The organism is Ralstonia sp. AU12-08 (assembly GCF_000442475.1).
GTDB classification, from domain to species: Bacteria; Pseudomonadota; Gammaproteobacteria; order Burkholderiales; family Burkholderiaceae; genus Ralstonia; species Ralstonia insidiosa.
This window is the reverse complement of sequence record NZ_ASZV01000038.1, coordinates 71266-90095: the sequence shown is the minus strand read 5'-3', so window position 1 is coordinate 90095 and position 18830 is coordinate 71266. Positions and strand designations below refer to the sequence as shown.

Sequence of the window (18830 nt, the reverse complement as noted above, 5' to 3'; positions counted from 1 at the left end):
AACCCGGCTTCTCGAGCAGCATGAAGGAGAAATCCTCGGCGCCCATGGTCGGGTCGATGTTGGCGTCCACGTTGTCTGCGCCAACCAACTCACGCATGACTTGCGCTGCGAATTGCGTTTCCGATTCGCTGTTGACCGTGGGCGGGTAGTTGCGATGGAAGGCGAAATCGACCGTGCAGTCGTAAGCTGAGGCGATGCCCTTGGAGACCTCCTCCATGCGACGCTCGATCAGATCGAGGACGTCTGTGGAGAACGTGCGTACTGTGCCGCCGATCCAGGCCTCATTCGGGATAATGTTGGTGGCGTCGCCGGCGTGGAACTGGGTGACGGACAGGACGGCTGTGTCGATCGGACGCTTGTTGCGGGTGATGATGCCCTGCAGCGCCGAAACGACTTGTGCGCCAACGAACACAGGGTCATTGCCGTTGTGCGGCAATGCGGCGTGCGCACCCTTGCCCTTGATCGTGATGCGGAATTCGTTGCTCGATGCCATCAGCGCGCCGACGCGCGTACCGAACGCCCCGACCGGCACGCCCGGCCAGTTGTGCAAGCCAAACACGGCATCGCATGGGAAGCGTTCGAACAGGCCGTCTTTGATCATCTCGCGTGCCCCGCCACCGCCTTCTTCGGCGGGCTGAAAGATCAGATGCACCGTGCCGCTGAAGTTGCGGTGCTTGGCGAGGTAGTGTGCCGCACCAAGCAGCATGGCCGTGTGGCCGTCATGGCCGCATGCGTGCATCTTGCCTTCGTGTTTGGACCGATGCTCGAACTGGTTGACCTCGGCTAGTGGCAAAGCATCCATATCGGCGCGCAGGCCGATGCGCTTGCCCTCGCCGTTGCGAATGACGCCCACCAGCCCGGTCTTGCCCAGGCCGCGATGGACTTCGATGCCCCATTCGGTCAGCTTGGCGGCGACCAGATCGGAGGTACGCTGCTCTTCGAAACAGAGTTCGGGATGCGCATGGATATCGCGTCGCAGCGCCTGGATTTCGGGCTGCGCGGCTTGGATCTCTGGAATCAGCTTCATGGGATGCTCGTGTTCTGGCTGAAAGGTCTTAATCACGTTCGATGATACGCCGAAGGGCCATCTTCGGCCCGCCGCACACCCGCGTGCGCCGCATGCATGCAGCCGTCGCGGCCGTTCTTTACATGGAACGTTTCCTGCTTTTTATCCGCGACCGTGCGATTACGCCCCTGTTTTTGGAGGTTTCCCGAGGGGCGCCGTAGGGGGATGCACCAATTTGTGGCGCCGCACATTGCCGAGCGCATATGCGCGTCGCTATAGTCGGCGCGAGCGTTCTTCAGAAGCGCCGCCGCGCCGTCAGCGAAATCGATCCATCGATCCTTCTTGGGGAGAAGAGCCGTGACCATGATTCGGACCTTGCGGCGCGTGGCCGCTGTGATGTGCGTGGCGGGATGCGTGATGGCGGGTGCCAGCCCGCAGGCGCTGGCCGCTGATCTGAAGATCGGCATGAGCTCGCCGCCGACCTCGATGGACCCGCACTTCTACAACCTGTTCTCCAACATCAACGTGTCGGAGCACATGTTCGAGTGCCTGGTGAAGATGGACGCCGACAGCCATATCATTCCCGGCCTGGCCGCGTCGTGGCGGATGGTCAACAACCTGACGTGGGAATTCAAGATTCGCCCCGGCGTGAAGTTTCATGACGGCAGCGAGCTGACCGCCGAAGACGTGGCGTGGTCGCTCGATCGCCCGGCTACGATCCTCAACAGCCCGGGCAAGTTCGACACGTACACCAAGGCGATCCTCAACAAGAAGATCATCGACAAGTACACGGTCCAGCTGACGACGTCGCAGCCGTATCCGCTGATGCTGTCGGATCTGACGTCGGTGTTCATCGTGCAGAAGAAAGCGACGCAGGGGCTGTCGAGTGATGACTTTGCACAGGGCAAGGGCATGATCGGCACAGGGCCGTTCAAGTTCGTCAGTTATGCGCGCGATGATCGGGTCGAGCTGGTGCGCAACGATCAGTACTGGGGCCCGAAGCCTGCCTGGGAGCACGTGACGCTGCGCTTCATCCCGAACGGTGCGACGCGCATTGCCGCGCTGCTGTCAGGCGATGTGCAAGCCATTGAGAACGTGCCGACGCCGGACCTTGCGCGCGTGCGTGGCGATGCGTCGCTGAACTTCTTCTCAAAGATCTCGCACCGCGTCATCTATCTGTACACCGACGACAAGCGCGACCCGACGCCCGAGGTGACGAGCAAGGACGGTAAGCCGCTCGATAAGAACCCGCTGAAGGATCCACGCGTGCGCCGCGCGATGAGCATGGCCATCAACCGCCAGGGCATCAAGGACCGCATCATGGAGGGCCTGTCGGAGCCCACCAACAACCTCGTGCCGCCGTCGCTGTTCGGTCACAACCCGAACCTGAAGACGCTCAAGTACGACCCGGACGGTGCAAAGAAGCTGCTGGCCGAGGCGGGCTACCCCGATGGCTTCGGTGTCACGCTGCACACGCCCAACAACCGCTACGTGAACGACGAGAAGATCGCGCAGACCATCGCGCAAAACCTCACACGCGTGGGCATCACGACGCGCGTGGAAGCGGCGCCGATGGCGACCCACGCGGCCAAGGGCGGCCATCACGAATATTCATTCGGCCTGGTGGGATGGGGCGCGCAGACGGGTGAGGTCAGCTCGCCGCTGCGTGCGCTCGTGGCGTGTGAGGACGCCAAGACCGGTTTCGGCACGGTCAACTGGGGCCAGTACTGCAACCCGAAGATGGACGCTGTGCTGACAAAAGCGCTCTATACGATGGACGATGGTGAGCGCTCCAAGTTGCTGCAGGAGGCGACGGCCATCGTGGTGGATGACGGCGGCATCATCCCGGTCCACTTTCAGGTGACGACGTGGGCGACGCGCAAGGGCATCAGCTACACGCCGCGCACGGATGAGCGCACCTACGCGCACGGCTTCAAGCCGCAATAACCCTCTCTCCACAGAAGCGAGCCTCAGATGCTGGTGTTCCTGATCCGAAGGTTGCTGGAATCCGTGGCGGTGCTGTTGGTGATGTCGATTCTGGTGTTCCTGGGCGTGTACGCCATTGGCAACCCGGTCGACATCCTCATCAACCCGCAGGCCGACCAGCAGGACATTGCGCGCACGATTGCCGCGCTGGGGCTCGACAAGCCGCTGTGGGAGCAATACCTGTACTTCCTGAAAGGCGCACTGCAGGGCAACCTGGGCGTGTCGTTCGCGCACGGCACGCCCGCGCTCAAACTGATCTTCGAGCGCATGCCGGCGACGCTTGAGTTGGCTACCTTCGCGATCCTGCTGTCGATCGTGCTGGGCATTCCGCTCGGCCTGTGGGCGGGGCTGCGCCCGAACGGTGTAGCCAACCGCACCATCATGACGATCTCGATTCTGGGCTTTTCGCTGCCGACGTTCTGGGTCGGGCTGATGCTGATCATGGTGTTTGCGGTGCAGCTTGGCTGGTTGCCGTCCAACGGGCGCGGCGAGACGCGCCTGCTGCTGGGCGTGCCGTTGAGCTTCCTGACACTCGACGGCATCCGCCACCTGATCCTGCCGGGCGTGACGCTGTCGCTGCTGAATATTGCGATGGTGATTCGCCTCACACGTGCCGGCACGCAAGAGGCCATGCTGCAGGACTACGTGAAGTTCGCGCGTGCAAAGGGCTTGTCGAATACGCGCATCGTCGGTGTGCATGTGCTTAAGAACATCCTGATCCCGATCGTGACGGTCGTGGGGCTGCAGTTCGGCTCCGTCATCGCGTTCTCGATCGTGACCGAGTCGATCTATGCGTGGCCGGGCATGGGCAAGCTCATCATTGATTCGATTCAACTGCTCGACCGCCCGGTGATCGTCGCGTACCTGCTGGTGATCGTGACGCTGTTCATCCTCATCAACCTCGTGGTTGATCTGATTTACGGCGTGCTCGACCCGCGCGTGCGCTTGTCTGAAAGCCGGGGCTGACATGACGACTTCTACTGCAACCTCAACCAAACCGGCTGCTGAAGAAACGCCCCTGCGCCGCTTCGTGCGCCAGTTCTGCGCGAGCCGCATCGCACTCGTCGGGGTGATCGTGCTGGGCATCATCATCGTCGTGGCGATTGCCGCGCCGTGGATTGCGCCGCAGAACCCGTATGACCTCGCCAAGCTGGATGTGCTCGATTCGCGCCTCGCCCCCGGCGAGAAGGCCTCCGATGGCATGACCTTCCTGCTCGGCTCGGATGACCAGGGCCGCGACATCCTCTCCGCCATCCTCTACGGCCTGCGCATCAGCGTGGGCGTGGGCGTGGTGAGCACGGTGTTTGCACTGGTGCTGGGTACGACGCTCGGGCTGATCGCCGGCTTTGCGGGCGGGCGCATCGAGTCGCTCATCATGCGCGTGGCCGATCTGCAGCTCTCGTTTCCGCCGATCTTGCTGGCGCTGATCCTGCTCGCGTTGCTCAAGCCGGGCATCACCAATATCGTGATCGCGCTGGTGGCGGTGCAGTGGGCGTACTACGCGCGCACGACGCGCAGTGCAGCGCTGGTCGAACGCAGGCGTGAGTACATTGAAGCCGCGCAGGTGCTGGGCCTGCCGCCGTCGCGCATCATGTTCCGCCATCTGTTGCCGAACTGCTTGCCGCCGCTCATCGTGATTGCCGCGCTGCAGGTGGCCTCGGCGATCACGCTGGAGGCAACGCTGTCGTTCCTGGGCCTGGGCGTGCCGATTACGGAGCCCTCGCTGGGTCTGCTGATCGCCAACGGTTTCCAATACATGCTGTCGGGTAAGTACTGGATCAGCTTCTTCCCTGGGCTGGCGCTGCTCGTGACCATCGTGTCGATGAACCTGGTGTCCGACCAGCTCCGCGACGTGCTCAACCCGCGCCTGCAGACCCTATGACGACCGCCAACAGCAAACCGACGCTCGTCGTCGAGGGCCTGCAAACGCAATTCACCACGCGCGGCGGCATTGCGCGCGCGGTGGACGATGTGTCCTTTACCGTCGGCCGCGGCGAGATCATGGGCCTGGTCGGTGAATCGGGCTCGGGCAAGTCGATGACGGGCTACTCCATCATGGGCCTGATTGACGAGCCAGGCCGCGTGGTGGGCGGGCGCATCGAGCTGACCGGTCGCGACGGCATCACGCATGACTTGCGTGCACTGTCTGCCCGGCAGATGCGCGACATGCGCGGCAACCGCATCGCCATGATCTTTCAGGACCCGATGATGACGCTGAACCCGGTCCTGCGGATCGACACGCAGATGATCGAGGCCGTGCAGGCACATCAGCGCGTGAGCAAAACGCTGGCGCGCGACATGGCGCGCACGGCGCTGGCGAGGGTCGGTATCCCGTCGCCGGATGAACGGCTGACGGCGTATCCGCACCAATTCTCCGGCGGTATGCGGCAGCGGGTGGCGATCGCCATTGCGCTGCTCAACAAGCCTGATCTCATCATCGCCGACGAGCCGACCACGGCGCTGGACGTGACCATCCAGGGCCAGATCCTGGCCGAGGTGCAGGCGCTGTGTCGCGAGAGCGGAACCGCGCTGATCTGGATCACGCATGATCTATCCGTGGTGGCCGGCCTGGCGGACAGCGTGTGCGTGATGTACGCCGGCCGCATTGTCGAGCAGGGCAGCGTGCAGCAGGTGCTGGAGGCGCCGCGCCACCCCTACACGTTCGGGCTGATTGCGTCGGCGCCGTCGCGCAACCCGCGTGGTGCGCCGCTGCGGCAGATTCCGGGCATGACGCCATCGCTGCTGGCACTGCCCAGCGGCTGTGCCTTCCGAGAGCGCTGCGCGTTTGCCACCGAGGTCTGCAAGCAGGCACCGACGCTCGAGGCGCTCGACGACAGTCGCGCGCTGCGTTGTTTCCATCCTGTCACCATTCGCCCCGAGGAGACTGCCGCATGAGTGCGATGCATCCTGAACTCGATGCCGCGGCGGTTACCGAGGCAACGCCCAGCGCGGTGCCGATCCTGTCGTTGCAGGGCATGTCCAAGCGCTTCGTAAAGGGGCTGGATATCTCCTCGCGCATCGCCAACTGGTTCGGCGCGGGCCTGACGGAAGAGGTGGTGCACGCGGTGGACCATGTCGACCTGGATATCGCTGCGGGCGAGGTGGTCGGGCTGGTGGGGGAGTCGGGTTGTGGAAAATCCACGCTCGGCCGACTGGCCGTGGGTCTGCACAAGCCAACCGCCGGCACGCGGTTGTGGAAGGGTATCGATCTGGATCGCCTACCGGCCGAGCGCCGCCGCGAGAAGCAGCTCGCCATCCAGATGATCTTTCAGGACCCATACGCGTCGCTCAACCCGCGCATGCGCGTGCAGGACATCGTGGGCGAGGCGCCGGTCGTGCATGGCATGGTTGAGGCAACCGCGCAGCGCGACTACGTGGCCGAGATGCTCACGCGCGTCGGCCTGGACCCAAGCCTGATGCGGCGCTTTCCACATCAATTCTCGGGCGGGCAGCGTGCGCGCATCGGCATTGCGCGGGCGTTGGCGGTCAAGCCGGAATTCCTCGTCTGCGATGAATCGGTGGCGGCGCTGGATGTGTCGATTCAGGCGCAGGTGCTGAACCTGTTCATCCGCCTGCGCGAGCAACTGAACCTCACGTATCTGTTCATCAGCCACGACCTTGGCGTGGTCAAGCACGTGAGTGACCGCGTGGTCATCATGTACCTCGGCCGCGTGGTGGAGTCGGCGCCCACCGAAGCGATCTTCGCGTCGCCCAATCACCCCTACACGCAGGCGCTGTTGGCCGAGGCGCCTAAACTGGAGGTTCGCAAGAAGACCTACGTGGCGATCTCGGGCGAGATTCCCTCGCCGCTGCATCCGCCCACCGGCTGCCATTTCCACCCGCGCTGCCCGCATGCCATGCCGCGCTGCAAAACCGAACAGCCGGTGCTCAGGGAGATTGCCCCGCTACGGTTTTCAGCCTGCCACCTGAACGATCAGCCCTAGCACCATGCCCGCCGACGCCACTTCTGCTGCGCTGCAACCCTCCGACGATGTCCTGCAACTGATCCGCACGCTGGTAGCGTTCGACACCGTCAGCCGCAATTCCAACCTGGGCTTGATCGAGTGGGTGCGCGATCGCTTGCGCGCGCAGGGTGCCGATTGCCGCCTGACCTACGACGCGACCGGTGGCAAGGCCAATCTGTTTGCCACGCTATCGCCGGGGCGCAAACCGGGGCTGGTGCTGTCCGGCCATACCGACGTCGTGCCTGTCGATGGCCAGCCGTGGGACACCAACCCGTTCGATGCGCAGCTCCGCGATGGCCGCCTCTATGGGCGTGGCACGGCCGACATGAAGAGCTTCATTGCCGTTGCGCTCGCGCATGTGCCGGACTTCATGGCGGCGGAGGGTGACGCCAGCTTCCATCTCTCGCTCTCATACGATGAAGAGATCGGCTGCGTGGGCGTGCGCGGCCTGCTGCGCGATCTGGAAGCCAATGGCATCCGGCCCGCCGGCTGCATCGTCGGCGAACCCACCTCGATGCGCGCCATCATCGCGCACAAGGGCAAGCGCGAATACCGCTGCTGCGTGCGCGGCAAGGAGGCGCATTCCGCGCTCACCCCGCAGGGCGTGAATGCGATTGAGTTTGCGGCGCTGCTGATCGCACACATCCGCACATTGGCCGCACGGCTTGAAGCGGAGGAGGCGCGCGACGGTGCCTTTGTCGTGCCGCATACCACGCTCAATACCGGCACGATCAAAGGCGGCATCGCCACCAACGTTGTGCCGCGCGATTGCGAATTCACCTTCGATTTCCGCTACCTGCCGGGCATCGATCCGGATTGGCTGTTTGGCGAAGTCGAGCGCTACGCCCACGACACGCTGCTGCCGCAGATGCGCCGCATCGCCAGCGATGCCGACATCAGCTTCGCCATCAAAGCCAACACACCGGGCCTGTCCATCGCGCCCTCACACGAGCTCGTTGCGCTGGCGCAAGCGTTGGCCGACAACCGGGGCTCAGCAGGCAAAGTCGACTATGGCACCGAGGCCGGCTTGTTCTCACGCGCGGGCATTCCCACGGTGGTGTGCGGCCCTGGCAATATCGAACAGGCGCACAAGCCCAACGAATACATCGAGCTCACGCAGATCGCGCAGTGCGAGGCGTTCATGCGGCGGCTGGCACAGCGGCAACCGCAGTTGCTGCCCGCCTGAGCAGTCGCCGGGGCGCAGCCCCACGGCCACGGAACCACACCAACACTGCCACGGCGCCACAACGCGCACACCGCTGGTTTGGCCGTTACTGCCCTTGATGGCGCCTTGAATTTTCGTAAGCGGGCGGAAAAAAGGATGGGGAACTGTCTGAGCGAAGCGAGTTTTCCCCATCCCCGCCCGGTTATGAAAATTCAAGGGGAAGTCGCCATCTCGGGCGCGCCTCTCTTTGCTGACTTTCTCTGGCAAGACAGAGAAAGTGAGTCGGCCCCGGCAGGGGACGAAACGGAGGTGGACCACCAACACCAAACCGTGAGGCCCAACCAACCGACGGTGAGTCTTCGAGACCCGATCACGCCTCTCCAAGAGCCCCCCATCGGTTCTCCGAGAGCCAATCGCAAGTCTTTCAGACCCAAACACGGCACTCCGAGAGCCAACTATCGGGTCTTCGAGAGCCAACCGCGAGTCTTTGAGACCCAAGCACGCCGCTCCGAGCGTCACCCATCGGGTCTCCAAGAGTCGACGGCGAGTCTTGGAGACTCAGGCGCGACTCCCCGAAAGCCGAACCTGAGTCTGCGAGCGCCAAGTGCGCGTCTCACACCATGGCGTTCGGGACGCAGCGCCTCACGCACGCACAAAAAAACCGGGCACACGGCCCGGTTTCTTTTTGGCGATGACGATGTCCGCTCAGCGGATCACTTGGCCGCTCGAATTGATGATCGTCATCTCGACGAACTTCGAGCCGACGTGGTTACTCGGCGAGAAATTGACGTTGAATCCGCCCACGTCGTAATTGCCCATCGACTCCAGCGCCCCGATGAACTTCTCGCGCGTGAGGTCACGCCCTGCGCGCTTGAGGCCTTCCACAAACACGCGGGCGGCCACGTAGCCTTCCATGCTGCCGTAGTCAAAGTCGGAGATGCCCTCGGTCTTGAGCAGCTTCTGGTACTCGCGCACCAGCGGCGACGACGCCGTCTTCGGATACGGCATCACCTGCGAGATGATCACGCCGCCGCCCGCCTTGCCCAGCGTATCGGCCAGCGCCCTGGTGCCCACAAACGACACGTTATAGAACTGGCCCCCATAGCCTTGTTCCTGCGCGCCCTTCACCAGTGCGGCGACCGTCTGGTACGCGCTGATGACGACGACCGCTTCCGGTTTCTGCGCCAGCACGGTGCTGATGGCGCTCTTCACGTCGGCGGTGTTGCGCGGCACGCTGGCTTGCGCCACGAGCGTTACGCCCTGACCGGCCGCGGTGCCCAGCGCACGCTGCACGCCGTCCAGGCCGGACTTGCCGTAGGCGTCGTCGTTGTAGATCACGGCGATGCGCTTGAGGCCGGTCGTGCGGATCTGCTGCACGATGGCGGCGGTCTCGTCGTTGTAGCTGGCGCGCACGTGGAAGACGTTGCGCGCAAACGGCTCACGCAGCGCCATCGCACCGGAGTAGGGCGCGAAGAACGGCACGCCTGCGGGCGTGGCCAGCTTGAGCGCAGCCAGGCTGGTCGGCGTACCGACGTAGCCGAACAGTGCGAAGACCTTGGTGTTGTCGATCAGCGTCTTGGTATTGCGCGCGGTGGCATCGGGCTCGTAGAAATCGTCGAGCACCTTCAGTTCGATCTTGCGGCCGTTGACGCCGCCCGCGGCGTTGACCGCGTTGAAGTACAGCTTGGCGCCGAGGTTCATCTGCTGGCCGAGCGCGGCGGCCGGACCGCTCATCGGCGCAGATTGGCCGACGATGATGGTGTCGTTGGTGACGCCGGTTTCTGCCTGTGCCGTACTTGCGGCTGCCATTGTTGTGATGCCGATGGCGCTGACGACGAACGCCGCCAGCCGACGCGTGATGCTGCGTGCCTGCATGGCTCTTCCCCCGAAGAAATTTTCATTTGAATTGCCGGCATCATAGCGAAACAGGCTGGGCAGGCAAGCCAAATCGGGGTGTTTGCGGCAGCTTTGAGCGTTTTTGAGACACAGAAGCCGCGTGATGTGCGCGGCTCCTTTCAAGAACGAGGGGCGGTGGCGTGTCAGCTTGCCTCGGCAACGCGGCGCTTCATCACCGCCAGCAGCACCGTGGTGATGACGGTGCCGGCCACCAGCGCGATCACGTAGCCGCCCAGGTGCGTGACGGCATTCGGAATCGGCAGCACGAAGGCGCCGCCGTGCGGTACGCGCAACTCCACCCCGAAGAGCATCGACAGCGCACCCGCGCACGCCGAGCCGATTACCAGGGCGGGAATCACCCGCAGCGGGTCACGCGCTGCATACGGGATCGCACCCTCGCTGATGAAGGCGAGGCCCAGCACAGCCGTGGCGCGGGCGGCCTGGCGCTCGTCGCTGGTAAAGCGCGAGGGGAACAGCCATGCCGCCAGCGCAATGCCCAGCGGCGGCGTCATGCCGGCGGCCATGGTGGCGGCCATTGGCGTGTAGACCTGGGCGCCGATCAGGCCCGTGCTGAAGGCATAGGCCGCCTTATTGATGGGGCCACCCATGTCGAAGGCCATCATGCCGCCCAGCAGCGCGCCCAGCGGGACGGCGTTTGCGCCCTGCATGCCGCGCAGCCAGTGGGTAAGCGCGCCCAGCAATGCCGCAACCGGCGCGCCCACCACGTACAGCATCACCAGCCCGGTGAGCAGGCAGCCCAGCACCGGCAGGATCAGCACGGGCTTGAGGCCTTCCAGATTGCGCGGCAGCTTCAGCCAGCGGTTGATCGCATCCGTGCCGTAGCCGGCCACGAAGCCCGCCACGATGCCGCCAAGAAAGCCTGCCCCCAGACTGGCCGCCAGCATGCCGCCGACCATGCCCGGCGCAATGCCGGGCCGGCTGGCGATCGAGTACGCGATGTACCCGGCCAACGCCGGCACCATCAACGCAAAGGCCGACTTGGCGCCAATCTGGAACAGCGCGCCGCCCAGCGTGCCGCTCGCCGATGCCTCCGTCACATAGATGCCGCCGAGCGCAAAGGACAGCGCAATCAAAATGCCGCCCGCCACCACAAAGGGCAGCATGAACGACACGCCGGTCATCAGGTGTTTGTAAGGGCCGGTGCGCTGTTGTTCGGCGGGGGCAGCCGCACTGGCCGACTGGATGGCAGCCGCTTCCACCGTGGCCTCGTCCAGCGCGCGGCGGATCAGCGTTTGCCCATCGTGGATGGCCGCCTTGGTGCTGGCGCGGAAGACGTGCTTGCCGGCAAAGCGCGACACGTCCACCTGCGTGTCAGCGGCAATCAAGACGAGGTCGGCATTCACAATGGCTTCGGCAGACAGCGTGTTCTGTGCCCCCACCGAGCCTTGCGTTTCCACGTGGATGGCGTGGCCGAGCGCGGCAGCGGCTTGCGTCAACGCTTCGGCCGCCATGAAGGTATGCGCGATCCCGGTTGGGCATGAGGTGATGGCGACGATGCGCTTCGGCGTGACGTGGGTGACGGGGGCCGGGGCGCCGTGGACCATACGTTCGAGCACGGCGCGCGCATTGTCGAGCACCTCGTCGATCGTGACCTCGATCGTGCGCGGGTTGGCCTGGCGCGCGGCGTTGTCTGGGGAGACGCCCGCCCACACGACGGCATCGGCGGTCGACAGCGCCTTGGTATCGATCGTCGGCAGGGTGTCCGGGCTGCGCACATCCACGTCGAGCTTGCAGCCGGATTCGCGCGCGGCATGGCGCAGCGCGGCACCGGCGAGCATGGCGCGGGTCGTGCGGCCGTCCGCGCCGAGAATTGCCAACAGGTTTGCCATAGTCGGCTCCTTGATGATGTTGACTGCGGAGGTTGCTGTGGACGTCAGGCCACGCGTTGCATGCGGACGGCGGCGGCGCGTTCACGCACCAGCGCGGGTGCCGGCAGGTGCGGGCCCAGGCGTTGCAGCTTGCAGGCGGCAAAGGCCACCGACAGGCGGACCGTGTCTTCGGTGCTCGCGCCGGCATGCCAGCCGGCCAGCACGCCGGCCACCATGGCGTCACCCGCGCCGACGGTGCTGGCGGTGCGCACGGGCGGCAGGCTCGCCTGCCACGTGCCCTCTGCGGTGACGAACAGTGCGCCGTCTTCACCGAGCGAGACGATGACCTGCGCGACCCCGCGTGCATGGATGCCGCGTGCAGCGTTGACGACGTCTGTCAGCGTGGGCAGCGCGGTGCCGGCCCACAGTTCCAGCTCGTGCCGGTTCGGCTTGACGGCCGTGGGCAGGGCATCGCGTGGTGCCGCCAGCGCCTGCGCGAGCGGTGCGCCGCTGGTGTCGAGCAGGGTGCGCACGCCGCGTTGGTTCAATCGTGCAAGCAGCTGTGCATAGGTATCGGCGGGCAGCCCGCCCGGCAGGCTGCCGCACAGCGCAACGCCTGCCACGTCAGCAACCGCGTCGATGCGTTTGCACAGGGCTTCCACATCCGCTGGCGTGGCGTCGATGCCGGGCAGGTTGATGTCGGTGGTTTGCCCGTCGGAGGCATCGCTGATCTTGATGTTCGTGCGGTTGCTGCCCGGTACGCGGCAGAAGCCGTCGAGCACACCCTTGCGCGCGAACAGCGCTTCGAACAACGCCGCATTGGTGTCGCCCAGCAGGCCGGTGGCCACCACGGGCACGTGCCAGTCGGCCAGGCAGCCGGCCACGTTGACGCCCTTGCCGCCGGCCTGGTGTGTGACGCTGCGGCCGAGGTTGACGCGGCCGCGTTCGAGGTGGTCCAGCCCGACCGTCATGTCGATGGCCGGGTTGAGGGTCACGGTGACGATGCGTGCGCTTGCGCTTGTACTTGTCTTCGTACTCATGCTGCGGCCTGCTCCTTGCCGATGGCCTTTGGCATGGCGGCTTCCAGTGCGCGCACGTCTTGGGCGGACGCACAGGCGAGGGCGCGGTTGGCCAGCGCGCTGAGCGCAGTGAAATCCGCCTCGCGCAGCCGCGCCTTGACGGGCGGAATGTCGCGCGGGCTCATCGACAGCTCGTGCACGCCCAGGCCCGTCAGCAGCAGCGCGCCGAACGGATCGCCCGCCAGGCCGCCGCACACGCCCACCCAGCGCTTCTGGCGCGCCGCACCTTGCACGGTCTGTTGGATCAGGCGCAGCACGGCGGGGTGCAGGCTATCGGCCTCGGCGGCGAGGTCCGGGTGCTGGCGGTCGATCGCCAGCGTGTATTGCGTGAGGTCGTTGGTGCCGATCGAGAAGAAGTCGACATGCTCGGCCAGCCGGTCGGCCAGGAGCGCAGCGGCGGGCACCTCCACCATGATGCCCAGCGGCACGTGGGGTGCATTCACCTGCGTGCGGATGCGCTCGCATGCGGCGCGCAGGGCAATGACTTCGCTCTCCGAGGTGATCATCGGAAACATGATCGACAGGGCGCTGCTGTCGCCATGCTCGCCGGCATCACGCGCGGCACGATACAGCGCGCGCAATTGCGGCTCCATCAGGTCGGGTCGGCGCAGCAACAGGCGCGCGCCGCGAACGCCGAGGAAAGGGTTTTCCTCCGTGGGCAGGTTCAGGTGCGGCACCTGCTTGTCGCCGCCGATGTCGAGCGTGCGCACGATCAGCGGACGTCCGTTCAGGGCCTTGAGCATCTCCGCGTAGACGGCGTATTGGGTGTCTTCGTCGGGCGTGTGGTCGCGTTCGAGGAAGAGGAATTCCGTGCGCATCAGGCCCACGCCTTCCGCGCCCAGCGTGATGGCCTCGGCGGCCTGCGCAGGCAGGTTGACGTTGGCGGCGATCTCCACCGTATGGCCGTCGCGGGTACGGGCGGGCAGGCTGCGTTCAGCCTGTTCGCGTTGCGTGCGCGCGGCGTCTTCTTGCAGCCAGGCACGCGCGCTGGCGACGGTGGCGGCATCGGGGTCCAGCACCATCCGGCCGCCGGTGCCATCCACGATGACCTGGGTGCCAGGCGCCACATCCAGTACAGCCGGGCCAGCGGCCACCACGGCGGGAATGCCCAGCGTGCGCGTCAGGATGGCGGTGTGGGAGGTCGGCCCGCCTTGCGCGGTGACGATGCCGAGGATGCGGCGCGTATCCAGCGCGGCGGTGTCCGATGGCGACAGGTCGGCCGCAACCAGGATGCACGGCGTGTCCGGCAGCGTTTGCGACGTGCCTCGCAACGCTGGATCGATGTGCCCCAGCACGCGCCGCCCCACATCGCGCAGGTCAGCCGCACGCGCGGCCAGCAGCGGGTTGCCCAACGCAGCCAGCCGCTCGGCCAGTCGCTCCACCGCCTGATGCCACGACCACGCCACGCCGTGACCTTCGACCATGGCCTGGCAGGTCAGCGTCATCAGGTCGGTATCGCCCAGCAATTCCGCTTGGGCCTTGAAGATGCCGGCTTCGGCCTCGCCGATGCGGCTGGCAGTGTCGTGGGCGAGGGCGGCCAGTTCGGCGCGGGTGTCGGCCAGGGCCTTGTCCAGCAGGTCGCCGCCCGTGCTGAGTGCGACGGGGTGATCGGGCACCGTGGCCGCGCCATGCTGCAGCACGTGGACAGGCCCGATCGCCAGCCCCGGGCTTGCCGCAATGCCGCCGATAGCGGGCGCAGCGGCATCGGCTTGCCAGCCGTGCGCGGTCTGGCGTGCGCGGGCGGCTTGCGTGTCGCGCGCGGCCTGGGCCCGTTCCTGCGCGGTCAGGCTGCGGATGGTCTGCTGCAGGCCGTCGAGCGCGGCGGCCGCGTCCGGACCTTCGGCGGACAGCGTCAGCGTGCTGCCAGCGGCGAGCCCCAGTTGAAGCAGCGCGACAAGGTTCTTGGCATCGGCCGTCTCATCACCGTGGCGGACCTGGATGCGCGCAGCAAACCGGCGCGCGGCTTCCACCCACTGTGCGGCGGGGCGGGCGTGCAGGCCGCTGGGATACTCCAGCACGAGCGTGCGCTGCTCGGCGAGGTCCGTGCCCGGGGCGCTGGCCACCGGGGGCGGTACGTCGCTGGAGAGCGCGGCGACGATGTCTTCAGCGTTCTGGGTGGTGAAGAGCTGGCGCAGGCGTGCGTCATCGTTCAGCAGGCGCGTCAGCCGGCGCAGCAGTGCGATGTGCTCGTCCGATTGCGCGGCAATGGCGAAGACCAGATGCGTGGTCTGCCCGGGGTGCCATTCCAGCCCATCGGGAAACTGCAGCACGGCAATGCCCGTCTGGCGGATCAGGTGACGGTCTTCGCCCATGCCGTGCGGGATGGCGACGCCGTGCCCGAGAAACGTGTTGGCCACGGTTTCGCGGCGCAAGAGGCTGTCGATATAGGCGGTGTCGATGCAGCCGGAATCGGCCAGCAACTGGCCGGCGGCGCGGATGGCGCTGGCCTTGTCGGTGGCGTGCTGCTGCAAGCGGATGCGTTCGGCGCAGATCAGGGCGGAAGCCATGCGGCGGAGTCTCCTGCGGCTGCCGGGCTCACAAGGTCGCGGCCCGGCATACGTGTCATCAATGATGGCGAATTGAAATCGATTACATTTGGGGTGTCAATGTGCACCGCCGCGTAAAGTGACGGTGATTCCGCTGTTTACGGGGTTTTCCCTGAGAAGCATCGACATTGGTGGCGGTGTCGCCTTTCGCTATCATGAGGTTTTTGTGGAAACGATTTCAGCATGACGGTTCGGATCAAGGACGTGGCGGCGGCGGCGGGTGTGTCGGTGGCGACCGTGTCGCGTGCGCTGGCCGGCGGCCCGGTGAGCGTGGAGTTGCGCAAGCGTGTTGATGCGGCGGTGGCGGCGTCGGGGTATCGGCCGAACCTGTCGGCGCGGCGGCTGCGCTCCCAGCAGGCGCAGACCGTCGGGCTGATTGTGTCGGACATCCGCAACCCGTTCTTCACCAGCGTCAGCCGCGCGGTGGAAGATGCCGCCTACGCCGCGGGTCTGCGCGTGATCCTCTGCAATTCCGATGAAGACCCCGAGAAAGAGGCGATGTACCTGCGCCTGATGGAGGAAGAGCGCGTGACTGGCGTGATCCTCTCGCCCACACGTGGCATCGCAGAAGCGCCGCGGCCGGTCGACCTCGGCTACCCCACCGTGCTGATCGATCGTGCCGGGCCGGCGTGCGGTGCCGATGCCGTCGTGCTGGACAACCAGCAGGCGGCGCAGGCGCTGGCCGACCACCTTGCCGCGCAGGGCTATCGCCGCATCGGCGGGCTGTTCGGGCGCACCAGCAGCACTGGCGCCGAGCGCCAGGCCGGGTTTGCCGCCGCACTGGCGCGCAATGGGCTGACGGCCGAGGCGCGTTTCATCCTGCCCACCGCCGAGGCCGCCGAGGCCGAGACACTGGCGTGGCTATCGGCGAGTGAGCATGCGGGCGAACGCCCCGACGCGCTGGTCGCCAGTAACGCGCAATCGCTGTTGGGCGTGCTGCGGGCGCTGCGCCGCCTGTCGCTGGAAGTGCCGCGCGACATCGCCGTGGCCGGGTTTGACAACGAGCCGTGGACGGAACTGGCTGGCCCCGGTATCACCGTGATCGAGCAACCGGTGTATGACATCGGTCGCATGGCGATGGCGATGTTGCAGGATCGCCTTGCGCAACCTGACTTGCCCATCCGGCGCGTCTTGCTGACAGGGCGCTTGGTGATGCGGGGTTCCACCCCGCTGCGTGGCGCGTAGCGGGCGATTACAATTTCCGGATCATCGCGGTCACGCACGTTATGCGGCCGCCACCCCACTCCGGAGTCCCCGATGTCCACCCAAGTCATCCGTGCGGCTTGCCCGCACGATTGCCCCGACACCTGTGCCTTGCTCGTCACCGTGGAAGACGGCCGCGCCACCCGCGTGCAGGGCGACCCGGACCACCCGACCACGGCCGGCGTGCTCTGCACCAAGGTCAACCGCTACACCGAACGCACGTATCACCCGAACCGCCTGCTCACGCCGATGAAGCGCGTGGGCGCCAAAGGTGAGGGCAAGTTCGAACCCATCACCTGGGACGAGGCGCTCGACACCATCGCCAAGCGCCTGGGTGACATCGCGGCGCGCAACCCGGAAGGCATCCTCCCGTACAGCTACGCCGGCACCATGGGCCTCGTGCAAGGCGAGAGCATGGCCGCGCGCTTTTTCCACAAGCTGGGGGCATCGCTGCTTGATCGCACCATCTGCGCGTCGGCCGGGGCCACGGCACTGCGCTATACGTACGGCGCGAGTCTCGGCATGGACATCGAGCACGTGCAGAACGCCAAGCTGATCCTGATCTGGGGCGCCAACCCCATCGCGTCGAACCTGCATTTCTGGACGCGTGCGCAGGAAGCCAAGCGGCGCGGCGCCACGCTCGTGGCGATTGATCCGTACCGCTCGCTGACAGCAGAGAAGTGCCATCGGCATCTGGCCGTGCGCCCCGGCACCGATGCGGCGCTGGCGCTGGCGATGATCCACGTGCTGATCCGCGATGACTTGCTCGACCACGAGTACATCGCCAACCACACGCTCGGTTTCGAAGCACTGCGCGAGCGTGCCCAGCAATACACGCCTGAATATGCGGCCGCGCTGTGCGGCGTCGATGCGGCGGATATCGAGTGGCTCGCCAAGCTGTACGGCACGACCGTCGTGCGCGACAAGCAGCCGGCAGCCATTCGCCTGAACTACGGCATGCAGCGCGCGCACGGCGGCGGGCAGGGCGTGCGTGCGGTGGCGTGCTTGCCGTCGCTGGTGGGCGCGTGGCGCGATGCGGCGGGCGGGCTGCAACTGTCGACGTCGGGCTTCTTCCCGATCGACAACGCCAAGCTGCAGCGCCCAGACCTGCTGCCCCATGGGCTGCCGCGCACCATCAATATGAGCACCATCGGCGATGCGCTGTTGCACGTGGGCGATGCATCGTTCGGGCCGAAGGTCGAGGCGGTGGTCGTCTACAACAGCAACCCGGTGGCCGTGGCGCCGGACTCGCGCAAGGTGGCCGCCGGCTTCGCACGCGAAGACCTCTTCACCGTGGTGCTGGAGCACTTCCAGACCGACACCGCTGACTACGCTGACATCCTCCTGCCCGCCACCACGCAGCTCGAACACGTGGATGTGCACAAGGCCTACGGCCACACCTACGTGCTCGCCAACAACGCCGCCATTGCGCCAATGGGCCAGGCGCTGCCGAACACGGAGATCTTCCGCCGTATTGCGCAACGCATGGGTTTTACCGACGCGTGTTTCGCTGATTCCGACGACGAGATTGCCGCGCAAGCCATCCGCCGTGATGACCCGGCCGCCGCGCACATCGACTGGGCCACGCTCAAGCGCGAGGGCTGGCAGAAGCTCTCGCACCCGGCCGCGCCACTGGCGCGTGGCGGCTATCGCACGCCGTCCGGCCGCTGCGAGTTCTATTCCGAACAGATGGCGAAAGACGGTCTCGACCCGCTACCCGGCTACGTGCCGCCATACGAATCGGCCATCAGCACGCCGGAGTTGGCCAAGCGTTATCCGCTGTCGATGATCTCGCCGCCGGCGCGCAACTTCCTGAACTCGACCTTCGTCAACGTCGACAGCCTGCGCAACACCGAAGGCGAGCCGCATCTCGACATCCACCCCGACGATGCGCTGCCGCGCGGCGTAGCCGATGGTGAATTGGTCCGCATCTTCAATGATCGCGGCACGATGCAGGCGCGCGCCCGCGTAACCGATCGCGCGCTGCGCGGCGTGGTGGTCGGCCTGTCGATCTGGTGGAAGAAGCTGGCACCCGACGGCACCAACGCCAACGAGCTGACCAGCCAGCGCCTGACCGACATGGGCCGCGCGCCCACCTTCTACGATTGCCTGGTCGAGGTCGCGCCTGTCGCGCAGGCCGCCTGACGAGGCCGCG

Annotated in this window: 14 protein-coding genes; 8 read left to right on the top strand and 6 right to left on the bottom strand. The window is 66.0% G+C overall.

What is annotated here, in order from left to right:
* Positions 1 to 1027, bottom strand: a 1027-nt coding sequence (locus C404_RS48955; RefSeq protein ID WP_021196134.1) for a M20 aminoacylase family protein, incomplete at its 3' end; no start/stop codon positions are given.
* A gap of 32 nt (positions 1028 to 1059) precedes the next feature.
* A complete protein-coding gene (locus C404_RS60060) occupies positions 1060 to 1371 on the bottom strand; it encodes a hypothetical protein (RefSeq protein ID WP_049285363.1) in 312 nt (103 codons plus the stop codon).
* A 31-nt stretch (positions 1372 to 1402) separates the two neighbouring features.
* On the opposite strand from C404_RS60060, the gene C404_RS48950 reads away from it, so the two are divergent.
* From C404_RS48950 to argE, 6 genes are read left to right on the top strand one after another with little or no spacing between them, the layout of a single operon-like run.
* Positions 1403 to 2953 carry an ABC transporter substrate-binding protein gene (locus C404_RS48950; protein ID WP_052027480.1) on the top strand — a complete coding sequence of 517 codons (1551 nt, stop codon included), beginning with the start codon at positions 1403 to 1405 and terminating at the stop codon, positions 2951 to 2953.
* 27 nt (positions 2954 to 2980) lie between these two features.
* Positions 2981 to 3958 carry an ABC transporter permease gene (locus tag C404_RS48945; protein ID WP_021196131.1) on the top strand — a complete coding sequence of 326 codons (978 nt, stop codon included), beginning with the start codon at positions 2981 to 2983 and terminating at the stop codon, positions 3956 to 3958.
* Position 3959: 1 nt separating this feature from the next.
* Positions 3960 to 4874: an ABC transporter permease gene (locus tag C404_RS48940; protein ID WP_021196130.1), complete on the top strand. Its 915-nt coding sequence runs from the start codon at positions 3960 to 3962 to the stop codon at positions 4872 to 4874.
* Complete coding sequence (locus C404_RS48935; RefSeq protein ID WP_021196129.1) at positions 4871 to 5887, top strand: ABC transporter ATP-binding protein; 1017 nt, start codon at positions 4871 to 4873, stop codon at positions 5885 to 5887. The genes C404_RS48940 and C404_RS48935 overlap by 4 nt, the downstream gene beginning before the upstream one ends.
* Entirely contained in the window at positions 5884 to 6936 is a 1053-nt protein-coding gene (locus tag C404_RS48930; protein WP_021196128.1) for an ABC transporter ATP-binding protein, read from the top strand. Before C404_RS48935 ends, C404_RS48930 begins: the two co-directional genes overlap by 4 nt.
* A gap of 4 nt (positions 6937 to 6940) precedes the next feature.
* The gene (argE, locus tag C404_RS48925; RefSeq protein ID WP_021196127.1) at positions 6941 to 8143 is read left to right on the top strand and encodes an acetylornithine deacetylase; all 1203 of its coding nucleotides are present in this window, start codon (positions 6941 to 6943) and stop codon (positions 8141 to 8143) included.
* 684 nt (positions 8144 to 8827) lie between these two features.
* Here argE and C404_RS48920 read toward each other — a convergent pair.
* From C404_RS48920 to ptsP, 4 genes are all read right to left on the bottom strand, one after another.
* Entirely contained in the window at positions 8828 to 9997 is a 1170-nt protein-coding gene (locus C404_RS48920; RefSeq protein WP_021196126.1) for an ABC transporter substrate-binding protein, read from the bottom strand.
* Positions 9998 to 10161: 164 nt separating this feature from the next.
* Positions 10162 to 11868, bottom strand: coding sequence for a PTS fructose transporter subunit IIC (locus C404_RS48915; RefSeq protein WP_021196125.1), 1707 nt, complete (start codon positions 11866 to 11868; stop codon positions 10162 to 10164).
* A gap of 44 nt (positions 11869 to 11912) precedes the next feature.
* Positions 11913 to 12887, bottom strand: a complete 975-nt coding sequence (gene pfkB / locus C404_RS48910) for a 1-phosphofructokinase (protein WP_021196124.1) — start codon at positions 12885 to 12887, stop codon at positions 11913 to 11915.
* Positions 12884 to 15433 (bottom strand): phosphoenolpyruvate--protein phosphotransferase, encoded by a 2550-nt coding sequence (gene ptsP, locus C404_RS48905; RefSeq protein ID WP_021196123.1) that lies wholly within the window; start codon positions 15431 to 15433, stop codon positions 12884 to 12886. The genes pfkB and ptsP overlap by 4 nt, the downstream gene beginning before the upstream one ends.
* Positions 15434 to 15655: 222 nt before the next feature.
* On the opposite strand from ptsP, the gene C404_RS48900 reads away from it, so the two are divergent.
* Together C404_RS48900 and C404_RS48895 are read left to right on the top strand one after the other, a co-directional pair.
* Entirely contained in the window at positions 15656 to 16657 is a 1002-nt protein-coding gene (locus tag C404_RS48900) for a LacI family DNA-binding transcriptional regulator (RefSeq protein ID WP_021196122.1), read from the top strand.
* A 72-nt stretch (positions 16658 to 16729) separates the two neighbouring features.
* Positions 16730 to 18820, top strand: coding sequence for a molybdopterin-containing oxidoreductase family protein (locus tag C404_RS48895; protein ID WP_021196121.1), 2091 nt, complete (start codon positions 16730 to 16732; stop codon positions 18818 to 18820).
* Positions 18821 to 18830: the final 10 nt, after the last annotated feature.

Excerpts from the sequence above, each read along its gene's own strand:
- C404_RS60060 (WP_049285363.1), bottom strand. The coding sequence starts at position 1,371 with ATGGTCACGGCTCTTCTCCCCAAGAAGGATCGATGGATCGATTTCGCT.
- C404_RS48950 (WP_052027480.1), top strand. The coding sequence starts at position 1,403 with ATGTGCGTGGCGGGATGCGTGATGGCGGGTGCCAGCCCGCAGGCGCTG.
- C404_RS48945 (WP_021196131.1), top strand. The coding sequence starts at position 2,981 with ATGCTGGTGTTCCTGATCCGAAGGTTGCTGGAATCCGTGGCGGTGCTG.
- C404_RS48940 (WP_021196130.1), top strand. The coding sequence starts at position 3,960 with ATGACGACTTCTACTGCAACCTCAACCAAACCGGCTGCTGAAGAAACG.
- C404_RS48935 (WP_021196129.1), top strand. The coding sequence starts at position 4,871 with ATGACGACCGCCAACAGCAAACCGACGCTCGTCGTCGAGGGCCTGCAA.
- C404_RS48930 (WP_021196128.1), top strand. The coding sequence starts at position 5,884 with ATGAGTGCGATGCATCCTGAACTCGATGCCGCGGCGGTTACCGAGGCA.
- argE (WP_021196127.1), top strand. The coding sequence starts at position 6,941 with ATGCCCGCCGACGCCACTTCTGCTGCGCTGCAACCCTCCGACGATGTC.
- C404_RS48920 (WP_021196126.1), bottom strand. The coding sequence starts at position 9,997 with ATGCAGGCACGCAGCATCACGCGTCGGCTGGCGGCGTTCGTCGTCAGC.
- C404_RS48915 (WP_021196125.1), bottom strand. The coding sequence starts at position 11,868 with ATGGCAAACCTGTTGGCAATTCTCGGCGCGGACGGCCGCACGACCCGC.
- pfkB (WP_021196124.1), bottom strand. The coding sequence starts at position 12,887 with ATGAGTACGAAGACAAGTACAAGCGCAAGCGCACGCATCGTCACCGTG.
- ptsP (WP_021196123.1), bottom strand. The coding sequence starts at position 15,433 with ATGGCTTCCGCCCTGATCTGCGCCGAACGCATCCGCTTGCAGCAGCAC.
- C404_RS48900 (WP_021196122.1), top strand. The coding sequence starts at position 15,656 with ATGACGGTTCGGATCAAGGACGTGGCGGCGGCGGCGGGTGTGTCGGTG.
- C404_RS48895 (WP_021196121.1), top strand. The coding sequence starts at position 16,730 with ATGTCCACCCAAGTCATCCGTGCGGCTTGCCCGCACGATTGCCCCGAC.